Origin of the sequence: Prevotella sp. ne3005, from assembly GCF_900110085.1 — a bacterium.
In the GTDB taxonomy this organism is placed as follows: domain Bacteria; phylum Bacteroidota; class Bacteroidia; order Bacteroidales; family Bacteroidaceae; genus Prevotella.
The window spans coordinates 244,946-257,031 of sequence record NZ_FOCK01000006.1; the positions used below are offsets into that span (position 1 = coordinate 244,946).

Here is a 12,086-nt window from a genome sequence, read left to right on the forward strand (position 1 = left end):
ATATATTTCTTTTTTCATTATTCATTATACACTATTCACTCTTAGAACTCTACCTGCAGACCTACTGTGAAGCCACGGTTGAAGAAGGTTGCACCAGTATCGAGGTCCATGAAGTCGATTGAAGAGTAGAGCATACCGAGGTTCTTGCCCTGGATATAGAGCTTGGCACCGTTGATACCGATTGCCTGACAAATGCTCTTATCGAAGTTATAGCCCAGAGAGAGGTTGCGGATCTTGATGAATGAGGCATCCTTGAAGCCGAGCAGACCAGCATAGGGATCGCCACCAGCCTGACTGTAGACAGGCTTCTGCCAGTCAGCGCCAGTATTGTCGGGACGCCAGTAGCTGATCTCACGCTGCTGGTACATACCAAGCTGTCCCTCACCTCCGGTGCTGATCATATACTTGAAGCGACCCTGAAGTTCAAGAGTGAGCTCAATACCCTTCCAAGAGAGGCTGTTAGTCCAGCCTGCTGTCAGACGAGGATTCTTGTTGCCAAGGATGACACGGTCATCAGCATCAATCTTATAGTCTCCGTTCTGGTCAACGGGTTTCACGCTACCAGCAGTAAACTTCTGACCATTCTCATTGAACTTAGCCATCTCTGCGGCATCGCTCTCCTGCCAGAGGCCATTGGCCTCATAGCCATAGTGGACAGCGATAGACTCACCGATGAACCATGCATTGTTGATATCATCCTCCTTACCATTGGCAAGCTCGACGATCTCGTCCTTCTGCCAAGCGAAGTTCAGGTTAGAGTTCCACATGAAGTCCTTGGTCATCACGGGAATGGCGTTGATTGTAACCTCGATACCCTTGTTCTTGGTCTGACCGATGTTGGCCATCATTGAGGGATAACCGGAGAGTGAAGGAACGCTCATTGAGAGCAGCAGATCCTTTGTCTTAGAAGTATAGACATCGATAGTACCACCGATACGGCCCTTCAGGAAGCTGAAGTCGATACCGAAGTTCCACTGCGTGGTCTTCTCCCAGCCGAGGTTTTTGTTAGGCATTGCGTTAGAACCAGATGTATAATAAGGTTCGTTGGTAACGAAGATCTCTGAGTTACCGGTGCTGAACGGCATCCAGTAAGAACTGATTACACCGAGAGTACCATAAGGAGAGACGGCAGCATTACCTGTCACACCCACACCTAAACGAAGCTTTAACTGGTCGAGCCAAGTCACATCACGTAGCCAGCTCTCCTGCTCCATACGCCAACCTAAAGCCATTGAGGGGAAGAAATCCCACTTGTTGCCCTCGGCAAGTACAGAGGCACCATCCCAACGGGCTGAGGCTGTCAACAGGTAACGGTCCTTGAAGGAGTAGTTGAGACGGACCATGTAAGAACTCAGGGCATTCTCAGAGAGACCGGTACCCATAGAAGCCTGATACTGAGAGTCAGTCACGTCTAGTGAACCCATGTTGTTCCACAGGAATGAGGGGACGGAAATCTTTTGTCCGCTCATAGAACTGCTCTCATTGTTTACTTTTGAGGCACTCTGCAACAGGGTCAGACCGAAGGTATGATCCAGAATGCTCTTGTTGTAAAGCAGCATATTGTCGAGAGTCCATGCAAAGTGGCGCTCGTCACTGCGGCTGGCACTATTGTTACCGCCTGCGCGGCTGATAGAACTGCTGTCGAGGAAGTTACCACGGCGGTAGTAACGGAAGTCAGGACCGAACTGGGTCTTCCACTGCAGGCCCTGCAGGGGCTCGAAGATCTGGCCGAAGTCGATCTGGGCATAGAAGCTACCGAGAGCGCGGAAGGTCTCGCGGTTATCAGTTGACTTGTCCCACTCATCGATAACTGAATATGTATTGGTTGTTGATCCACCAGGCTGGGTGATAATCTCACCATTCTCATCGTAAGGAAGTGTATAGCGCAGGATGTTCTTTGCAGCGCTGTAGAGCTCCCTCGCACCTGTAGATGTGCCATAAGGTACAGAGTAGCCGTACTTCTGGACGCCATAAGAAGCGTTGACAGAGCCACCGGCCTTGAACCACTTGGTACCCTTGATGTCGGCTGAGGCAGAGAGATTATAGCGCTCATAGCTCTGACCCTTCTGCGTACCTTTATTATTAAGGTAACCGAATGAGACGAAACCTGCAAGGTTCTTCGTACCACCACGAGCACTAATGGTGTGTTCCTGAGTGATACCTGTCTGAGTCACGTAGTCTGTCCAGTCGGTATCTGTCACCTTTGAGCCATCCCATGAGCCACCTGCCCAACCTTTCATCACGTTGGCAAGCGCAGTCTCATCACCTGCGAAAAAGGCCTTATCCTGCTCCTGTGTGGGCTGGTCGCCTGGGGTATATTTGTCGGGGGCTGAGTTGTAGTAAGCCCAGCGGCGCCAAGTGATATAGTCGCTGGCACTCATTGCTGGACTCTTGTCAACGATCTTCTCGAAAGTCATTGAACCGTTATAAGTGAGCTGCATCTTACCCTCTTGGCCACGCTTGGTGGTTACCAAAACGACACCATTGGCACCACGGCTACCATAAATAGCGGTAGAAGAGGCATCCTTCAGAATGTCGATTGATTCAATGTCACGAGGGTTGATGGTCTCGATACCGCCTGCCTGAAGGGGCACGCCATCTACAACATACAGAGGAGCGCTGGAAGCCGAGATAGAACGGTTACCACGGATTGTAATGCTACCTACGGTACCTGGGCGCTCACTGGTGGTCACGTCCACACCGGCGGCCTTACCCTGCAGGGCCTCGAAGGCGTTGCTCACTGGCTTGGCATTCAGTTCCTTCTCACCCACACGAGTCAGAGCACCGGTTACGTCGCTCTTGCGCTGTACACCATAACCTACAACCACCACCTCGTCGAGCAACTGCTTGTCCTCCTCGAGGGTGACACTTAGCTGGCTCTTACCGGCAATGGAAATCGTCTGGGTGCGATAGCCCACATAGCTAATCACCACGCTTCCGTTCTCAGGAACATTCTGAAGTACGAACTTACCGTCGAAATCGGTAACCGTACCTGTAGTGGTTCCCTTTACCATGACACTGGCACCGATGATTGACTCACCAGCAGCGTCAACTACAGTTCCTGACACCTGTTTCTGGGCCCATGCACCACTGGTACAAAGAGCCACCAGAGCCAAGAACATCAGTCGTCGAAGTACATTAGTACCCGACAACAACTTTTCTGTAACTTGATTTTTTCTCATACAGTTTTAACAGTTAGTGAATTTAAATTTGATTAAGTTTGTGATGCAAAGTTAGGCCTTTTTAGTGAAAGTTGTACAATAATCAAGCAGAATTTCTTAAATTTATCAAAAATCTAAGACGAATATCAAAAATTAGGGGTCGATTCGTTAAAATCGACCCCTTCTATACCCAAAAATAATGATTTAAATCAAGTTCATGCCCAATTGCTTGCAGGCTTTCCGCATTTCGTCGGGCCAGATGCTAGCCTGTATCTCACCAATATGGCCCTTATGCAACAGCACCATACAGAGACGGCTCTGCCCTATTCCACCGCCGATACTCAGCGGCAACTTGTCGTTCAACAGCTGCTGATGGAAATAGAGATGTTCGCGCTCTTCCTTACCTTCTATCTTCAGCTGGCGCAACAGACTTTCCTTGTCTACACGGATACCCATCGAAGAAAGTTCGAATGAACGGCCCAGGACAGGATACCAGATCAGGATATCACCATTGAGTCCTTTCAGACCATTCTCTGCGACTGTAGACCAGTCGTCGTAGTCCGGCGCACGACCATCGTGTTTCTCGCCATTCGACAGTTTGGCTCCTATACCTATTATAAATACAGCCCCGTAAGCCTCGCAGATGGCATCCTCACGCTCTTTCGGAGTCTTGTCAGGATACATCTTCAGCAGTTCCTCAGCATGTATAAAGTGAATCTTCTCAGGCAGGAAGGGTTTTATCTGAGGATACGTCTCGCACGTCAGATATTCCGTTCTGCGAATGGCCGCATAGATACGCTCCACAATATTCTTCAGAAATGCCAATGTGCGATCCTCACGCTTGATAACTGCCTCCCAGTCCCATTGATCCACATACAGCGAGTGGAGATTATCCAACTCCTCGTCCGCGCGTATCGCGTTCATATCTGTATAGATACCATAGCCTGGTTCGATTTTGTACTCTGCAAGCGACAGACGCTTCCACTTGGCCAGCGAGTGCACCACCTCAGCCTGCGCATCATCCAAGTCCTTGATGGGGAAACTAACAGCACGTTCCACCCCATTCAGGTCGTCGTTGATACCAAGGCCCTTCAACACGAACAGCGGAGCTGTTACACGCCTCAGGCGCAACTCCGTTGAGAGGTTCTGCTGGAAGAACTCTTTAATCAGTTTGATACCCTGTTCCGTCTGCTTCATATCAAGCAGCGGCTCATACATCACAGGTTTTATGACTTGTCCCATAATATAGTTTATGACGATTTTTGGCTGCAAAGATACACAATTATAATCAAAATGCAATCAAAAATAACAATTATTTTGCAAAATTGCAGCAAATCCTTGATATTCGCTAACATTTTGCACACGCACATATTCCTTAAAAGATTTTAATTATCGAAACTTTTCACTTTTCAATTTTCTCTTTTCACTTCTTTTTTGTACCTTTGCAAAGAATTTACGAGAACAGGTCCCGTAGCTTAGCTGAATAGAGCGTCAGATTCCGGTTCTGAAGGTCTTGGGTTTGAATCCCAACGGGATCACGAGGGATAGGCGAAGCCAATCCAGATTTGAAAAATCATTTGATTATCGAGAATCCCAGTAAACAAAGGGCTTCTCGATAATTTTCATTCAGGGGGGTATGGACTTCCTACTTTTCGGTCTGAGTCCAACTTTTAGAGTGAAAAATCGGCGCAAAATCAGCGCAAAATGCCAAAATCGGCGCAAAATCGGCGCAAATTTTTAGTTAAAATGGCAACGATTACAACTGAGTACGGAAAGCTAAGTAGCAACAAGACAAGAACCGTCTATCTGAGAATCAGAAGTGGCAAGACAGAGAAGCGTATCAACACGCAAGTCAAAGTATTGGAATCCGAGATCTCGCCTCGCACCAAAAAGATTACCTACACTCTACTGAAAGAGTTCGAGAATCATCTGTCAAAGAAGCCCAGAGCACAGTCGCTTTACTTAGGCGAACTACGTCATTTGTTCCGTGAGGCGATGCTTGAATTCAACACAGAAGAAAAGACCATTATCAAAAGTGATCCGTTCATCCGCTACAAAGTACCTAAACAAGTAATGAAGAAAGGTGTCCGTGCACTCACCTTGGAAGAGCTGATGAAAGTCTATCACTATCGAGGCAAACCAGGAAGCCGTTCCCAACTTGCGCGTGATACCTTTATACTATCGTTCTGCCTGATGGGAATGAACTCAGTAGATTTGTTCTCGGCAACGAACTACAAAAACGGCTTCATCAAGTATAACAGAACGAAGACCAAAGACCGCAGAAACGATGAAGCCTACATCGAGGTAAAAGTACACCCGTTTATCAAGCCACTTATGAAGAAATATGCGGGCGCCAAAACCGTCTTCAATTTCTGCTCACGTTACAACGACTACGAAGGCTTCAACAAGAACCTGAACATCGGTCTGAAAACTATTGGCAAAGCTGTGGGCATTAGCGACCTCGAATTTTATCAGGCGCGCCACACTTTTGCCACCCTATCCTGAAACCTGATGAAGTTCAGCAAAGGCGACGTTGATGAAGCACTCAACCACGTTGGTAGTTTTGAAGTGGCAGACATTTACATTGCGAAGGACTTTTCCATCATCAACGACAACAACTTTAAGCTCATCAAACGAGTCTTCAAAAAAGAGCTTGCTTGAGTGTATCGTTTTTCCGTTGGGGCAGCCTAATACCCCTGAAAGTAACATTTCAGGGTTGGACCGGGCTGTTAAAGAGCAAGCTCTGCCCTGTGTTTATAGGCATTTCCGCCAATCAGTCTGATGTATCATTCCTTCGAAACAAGAAAGTCGGCATTAGACAGAAAAATAATCTGAAAAGACGGCCAATATTTGCCAAATTATTAGTAACTTTGCACTAAAATATAGAGCACATGAAGTATTCAAAATTCGAAGATATTATATCACAACAACGCATGCGCAAGTACTTGTTGGCATGCAACAATGAAAGCAAAAGAGCAATGACGCTCTATCGTTACAACCTGAAATTGTCTCAGGAAATGTTTGCCCTCATCAGCTGTTTCGAGGTCACATTGCGTAATCGTATCGATAAGGAAATGAAAGCCCATTTCGGCAATGACTGGTTACGTGACTTAGTGTTGCCAGGAGGTGCTTTTTACGCAAATCCCCGTGTTGACAAGACTTACAAAATCATCAAGAAAGCATACGATGGGCTGAATGCAGCAGGTACTTATTCCCATTCAAAACTACTTTCTGAAATGGAGTTTGGGGTATGGAAATATATGTTCAACAACCTTCAATATGGTCTGTGCGGAAGACACTTACTTCACATATTTCCCAACAAGCCAACGTCAACAAGAACCAATCGCATTGATAATTCTAGAATCTTTCTGGAATTGGATTACATCAATAATATTCGGAACCGCATTGCCCATCATGAGCCAATATGCTTTGGCTATCCTATATGTATTGACACGACTTATGCTCTCAACAACTATACGAGGATGATGACTTTGTTTCAATGGATGGGTATAGATGCAAATGACTTCCTTTATGGTATAGACCATGTTGGAAGAGAATGCGGTAAGATAATGTGCATTTAGCCATAACATGACCTACAATTGACAAGAAAAGAGAAAAAATGATGCGATTTATGTAAATATATGCAGAAATATTTGGATAATTCGTAATAAATCCCTATCTTTGCATCGTTCATTCCTGGTAGTCCCTGAAGCAATTCAAACTATCAGGTGTTTTTTTGCCCATAAGCGAACCCATCACACCCACCAAATATGTAAAATCATACGGAGAATCTTCACATTCTCAGTAGAATCTTACATATTTTGCTATCAAAACTCACTCAATTCTTGGATTATTCAGAATTATTCCCTACCTTTACACCGTTGATTCCCGGCAGCCTCTGATTTATCAAGCTGTCGGGTCTGTTTTTATTGACGATAATCGTCAAATACAACAGAAAGTGGCCCCACTGCGGCCATTATTCTAGATTGTTAGTTGGCTCACATTACAATTTCTATTACAAAATTGTCGACTCACTGCGTCGACATTCTTTGGAATGACAGGTTAACACACTTAGGAAATTCAGTAACTCAATCAATGGTATTTATACTCAACACCATAGCCTTGATAGATTTCCTCTTTAAGATCTTTTATCTTTTTGTTATCAATAATCACATAAGGTGTTTCTTCCAGCAAACGAATGATACCACACAAGTTTTCATCGTTAGGTTCTTCTGAAAGATAGAGAATTTGGGCTAGATTATAGCAAGCCATTGTTTTTATCTTCAGCAACATAATCTCTGTTTCGTCAGACAGTACCTTGCCTTCCCTGAATGGCAAAGTCAGCAAACGTTGGTACATATCCTTTGCTTTCGAAATGTCAGGCTTTCTTCCGATGTAACCAAAGTGATAAGCTAGTGCATAGTTCCACATACCTGCTGCATCACCTATATCTGCCAGTTTCTTCACGTACTCCATCATGTGCTCATTGTCCTCAAGCATACCATAGTATCCCATCATATTTGTCAAGCCAGTAGCCAAACCGGCATTGGCAGCTTCCATGAAAAAGGGGACAGCTTTATCTACCTTGCCAGTCATCGTGTAAAACACACCTATATTATTATAGGCTTCGGTGACTCCCTCTTTTGCCGCCAATCTGTAGCAATCAATCACGAGATCCACTACATTCGGATATTTGTCGTAGTATTCCGATAGTGTGTAGATATTAAAATCGAGCACACACTGTCTGGCTTCCTGATAGGTAAACAGCTCGTGACTAAAGGGTGAAAGTTCTTGCCCTTGAAACAAGACATCTTCTACAGGCTTCAGATGCTCAGCAGTTAAAGGTCTCTCATACATCAGCATCTGCATTTTGTCATAAACCAGATGGCTGTAGAACTGCTCCTTATCATATATCTCTTTCATCCGCGCTAAAACTAAAAGGGCAATTCACTCCCATCATTAGTATTGAAAGGATCATCTGCGCCAGGAGTAGGTGCATCAAAAGGCAGATTGCTGAAAGGCGGATTTGGATCCGCCTGTATAGTCTGGGCCTGAACTGTTGCCTGGTTTCGAATTACATTATATGCTCTAAAATCGTTAAACCATCGCCCATTATATTCTCGTGCATCTATATCAAACTGCACAGTGAGGTCTTCACCCATTTGTATATTCAACTGTTTAATCCTATCTTCACCAAACACAGTGAATGCACAATGCCTCGGATACTGGCCTGGCACCTCAATCACATACTCCTGCATCATCCAGGGATTCCCCGTCTTCGATGATGTCCCACTCTTAGGTTCCTGTACTACAATAATCTTTCCTGTTAGTTCCATATTCCTTCTTATGATTAATCTTCTAAACAATAAAGCCCTTGGTTCTCGAGTTCTCCACCACATTCTGGGCAATTGTCTGCAGGTTTCCAGTCGTCAGTATGTCGCCCTTTGCATTTGGGGCAAGGAAGAGTACCCTCAAAAACGGTTCCTAATTCAAAGTACCGACTGAAAACGTGCTTACAATCATGGCATACGAAATATGCCACAATACTATCCATCAACATATCTGACCCTTCTGACGGGGCAGTTATTTCCCAGCCACAATTCTTACATTTGTATAATAGGTGTTCTGCCATCTGATATAAAGTTTGTTGGTGCAAAGGTACGGAAAATAAAAGAAATCACCAAGCAAAATCTATTTGCAAGGCTTGTAAATGGATAATAAAACGATTAGGCGAGATTTATGTTTCTTACTTGCAAGAAATATAAGTATTTATGCTATGTTAAACTCTCTGTGTTTACCACTGTAACTAATAATTACCTGGATACTTTGGGGGTTTAAAGGAGTTTCGATATGTAATTTCGTCCATTATATGTGGAGAATATGAACTATAATCATACTTTAAAATTGTTGGAATAATGAAGAGCAAATTATCTATAGGGTGGTATTTGTCTATGTTGAAGCCCTTAATAGATGAAGGGAGCCATATTATTCGTACACTAGTTCCTGAAAACGCATAGTCTTGAATTGAAGAGGTTCCACTTAAAACTTGATATTCAGACCCTTTTCCCACATATGCAATAAGTTCGTTATTATTGCTATATAACCCACCTTCCCCGTCAACAAAGAAATCATCTGACTGACTCTCTAATTCAATATATTTATTAGGTGATGCCATATTCATAAATGGGTTATCCTCAAAAAACTTCACAGAAGTTCCAATTATTATTTTTCTAAACCTACAAGAAAAAAAGGCATCCCTTCTAACATGTTCTACTTCATTGGGAATAATATATTCCTCTTGATTGAAATAATCAAAACACCTAATTAATTCTTTTTTATCTTTAGAAAAAAGCGTTTTATTCTCCACTTCAAAAAAAGGCGAATAACAGATGACATTGCATATTGCCAATGGCAGATCTGCATATCTAATTTCCTTTACTGATGAAGGGATAATTAATGTTTCCAACTGATAGTTTTTGTTGGGGACAGACAAAGTTTCATATAACGGATTATCATAACAAATTCTATAAATGATATTTGTTCCTTCTAATATTGAATAACTTGTTATATTCTCATCTTTAATTCCCCAGAAATCCAAAATAGAGCGAGATATTCGTTCATAAACAGCTGTTTCGTTTTCTTTTCCGTATTCTTTTTCTATCAACAGTTTCTTGTCCATATCACTAGTGTTCGGTTAATACTAATAAATACTTAAATGTATACGCTCCATGGTGAATCACCCTCAAAATCACATAAATTACGCTCATTAATAAACGAATTATATTCCCAAATTCTTTTTTCCCAGAACAACTCGCTATTGATTATCTTTTCACCCAATAGTTGTTTTAATATAGTGAAATTTATTGATGAGAAAATCTTTTTTTCTGGCGTAATGTCATCAGCTCTACGTAGTATTATTCCTTCAAGGGAATCACCTATTTCATATAATAACCTAAGATCATTAATATCATTCTTTGCTATAATGCGATATTCTTGTTCATATGACCAATCATTTGTTTTCTTAAAAAACAAATCCACTATTTCTTGTTCAGTAAATGGGACAAGTGTGCCATTCTCGTTTATAGAAAAATGAATGTCAGGAGTATATGTTTTATCATAATCAACACTTGCTGTTTGTAAAACGAAAGATGGTTTTGCCTTCAATAATTTTGCTTTATTGAAAACTAAGCAGACTCCCCTTCCTTTATCGGCATAATGTCCCCACATTGCAGGAATATCAAATCCCAACCTATCAATACTTTTATCATCCTGCGTTAAAGATAATTGTTGATATTTGCCTAATTCTTTTCTCACGTAATCAAAATCTGTTCCTTCAAGAGTCTTTGAGAAAAGAGGCCTATATAACTCATTAATGTCATTTAAGTCGCATAGTTTTCCAAGAAGTAACGTATTTGATAGCAATATTTTAATGCAACTATCAAATGAAGTATAATGATACAATTTCTCAAGTTTGTTAAATTCGTCTTTTTCCATATTCCCTATTTTAATTTCCAAATAATTCTTTTCTTATCAACAGAAACATAAAAACATTCCCCTTTCGCCCCCATAGGGATATAGGATTTCATTTCTATGTTTTCTTTGATCTTTTCAAATGCCTCACGAATACGAGAGATCTTTTCGTTAGCAGAATTATCTGTAGAGTCTACCAATTTATCAATATACTTCTCTACATCCTTGCGATTTGAGAGTTTTCGATACCACAAGAGCAATTCCTCGCGATAATCGATGAGGTGTTTAAGCGGGAAGCCCTCTGGATGATTAAGGAAAACGAAGTAGAGAGCCTTTGGCAATGCTGGCATCTTGACTTCTGCAATTGGTGTTCCGTCATCATACTTCAGGAAGATGCGATATTTTTCATCGATCTCCATCATTACCTCCCTTGACTTAATCTTTGCCAGATAGTTGTCACGTTCTTCTATGTCTTTGGGAACCATCCTACTATTATCTGGTTGCCAAGGTTGAGGTTTCTGCCCGTATGCTCCCACTGGTCTGGGCGATTCACCCTTTTGACAGAAAGAGCTGTCAAGTTCTGGGCTATGATGCTCAAATGCAATATGTTTAGGTCTAACTTCGTATGGTAATTGGAGCAGGGCCTCACATGAATCGATGTTGCTTAAAATATTGGTCATGCCTTTTCTTTTCAGAAGCTGCATCTGGCTTTCACTCCGTTTCATAGCATGCCCAAAAGTGTATAATGCCGTATGGCAGCAATTGGCATCTACAAGCATCACACCATAATTGATGAAAGCAAAGAAGTTATGAAACTCTTTGATAGCACGTCGATAGAAGTAGGCTGCTTTCTTGTAGTCTATTTCAGAAAGCGTTCCATATTGATAAGAGATTCCAGCCAGCAGCATTCCCATCTCGCATCCTTTCTCTGCACCTTTCTCTATCCATTGCCAGCCATCAGACACATGATTTTTCAAGCACATCATCTGTCCAAAGCCAACCATACACTCAGGACTGCCGCCTTCTGCACCGAGTTTATATTGGAACAGTCTTTCTTCAGCAGAGCCTACCAGTTGGGCAAGCAATGAGTGGGCGCCAATCATTCCGAAGACAGTAGATAAGAATACCAAGTCTTCTCGCAGAGTGCCCAATGCTTCTTCATTCCCTTTTTGCATAAACCATTCACTATCAAATGGGCTCAGATGCTCAATAGCACCAGGGATGTCTTCATAATACTCAAGCCCGATCTGCCCATTTGGATCAAGTATTTCTTGGTCAATGGGTGTAGTGTCCAAGGGATAGAACCAGGTAATGAAGTCTGGTCCTAAACCATAAAAGGTATATGTAACATTTTGATCGTTGGCATTCATGGATGCAAAGATAGATGTTTTTTTCGACAGAACAACCATTTTATAAAAAAAACTCCATTTGCAAGGCTTGTAAACGAACAGAAGA

The 12,086-nt window shown here is 42.6% G+C and carries 10 protein-coding genes and 1 tRNA gene; 4 read left to right on the plus strand and 7 right to left on the minus strand.

Going from position 1 to position 12,086, the window contains the following annotated elements; all coding sequences use genetic code 11:
• Positions 1-41 precede the first annotated feature (41 nt).
• On the minus strand, positions 42-3,182 hold the full coding sequence (locus BMY16_RS10790; protein WP_091842358.1) for a SusC/RagA family TonB-linked outer membrane protein: 3,141 nt from the start codon (positions 3,180-3,182) through the stop codon (positions 42-44).
• Positions 3,183-3,365: 183 nt separating this feature from the next.
• Positions 3,366-4,403 carry an aspartate--ammonia ligase gene (gene asnA, locus BMY16_RS10795; protein ID WP_091842360.1) on the minus strand — a complete coding sequence of 346 codons (1,038 nt, stop codon included), beginning with the start codon at positions 4,401-4,403 and terminating at the stop codon, positions 3,366-3,368.
• 222 nt (positions 4,404-4,625) lie between these two features.
• On the opposite strand from asnA, the gene BMY16_RS10800 reads away from it, so the two are divergent.
• From BMY16_RS10800 to BMY16_RS10810, 4 genes are all read left to right on the plus strand, one after another.
• Positions 4,626-4,699 (plus strand) — tRNA-Arg (locus BMY16_RS10800).
• A gap of 208 nt (positions 4,700-4,907) precedes the next feature.
• Complete coding sequence (locus BMY16_RS10805) at positions 4,908-5,666, plus strand: site-specific integrase (protein WP_091842361.1); 759 nt, start codon at positions 4,908-4,910, stop codon at positions 5,664-5,666.
• Between the two features lie 6 nt (positions 5,667-5,672).
• Positions 5,673-5,822, plus strand: coding sequence for a hypothetical protein (locus BMY16_RS15550; protein ID WP_170836089.1), 150 nt, complete (start codon positions 5,673-5,675; stop codon positions 5,820-5,822).
• Positions 5,823-6,052: 230 nt separating this feature from the next.
• On the plus strand, positions 6,053-6,742 hold the full coding sequence (locus BMY16_RS10810; RefSeq protein ID WP_091842363.1) for an Abi family protein: 690 nt from the start codon (positions 6,053-6,055) through the stop codon (positions 6,740-6,742).
• 511 nt (positions 6,743-7,253) lie between these two features.
• Here the strand turns inward: BMY16_RS10810 and BMY16_RS10815 are convergent.
• From BMY16_RS10815 to BMY16_RS10835, 5 genes are all read right to left on the minus strand, one after another.
• Positions 7,254-8,084, minus strand: coding sequence for a tetratricopeptide repeat protein (locus tag BMY16_RS10815; RefSeq protein ID WP_091842364.1), 831 nt, complete (start codon positions 8,082-8,084; stop codon positions 7,254-7,256).
• 11 nt (positions 8,085-8,095) lie between these two features.
• A complete protein-coding gene (locus BMY16_RS10820; RefSeq protein ID WP_091842366.1) occupies positions 8,096-8,497 on the minus strand; it encodes a DUF3127 domain-containing protein in 402 nt (133 codons plus the stop codon).
• A gap of 470 nt (positions 8,498-8,967) precedes the next feature.
• Positions 8,968-9,840 (minus strand): leucine-rich repeat protein, encoded by an 873-nt coding sequence (locus BMY16_RS10825; RefSeq protein ID WP_091842367.1) that lies wholly within the window; start codon positions 9,838-9,840, stop codon positions 8,968-8,970.
• Positions 9,841-9,872: 32 nt separating this feature from the next.
• A complete protein-coding gene (locus BMY16_RS10830; RefSeq protein WP_139207206.1) occupies positions 9,873-10,655 on the minus strand; it encodes a DUF2971 domain-containing protein in 783 nt (260 codons plus the stop codon).
• Between the two features lie 5 nt (positions 10,656-10,660).
• Complete coding sequence (locus BMY16_RS10835; RefSeq protein ID WP_170836090.1) at positions 10,661-12,040, minus strand: sel1 repeat family protein; 1,380 nt, start codon at positions 12,038-12,040, stop codon at positions 10,661-10,663.
• Between the last annotated feature and the right edge of the window lie 46 nt (positions 12,041-12,086).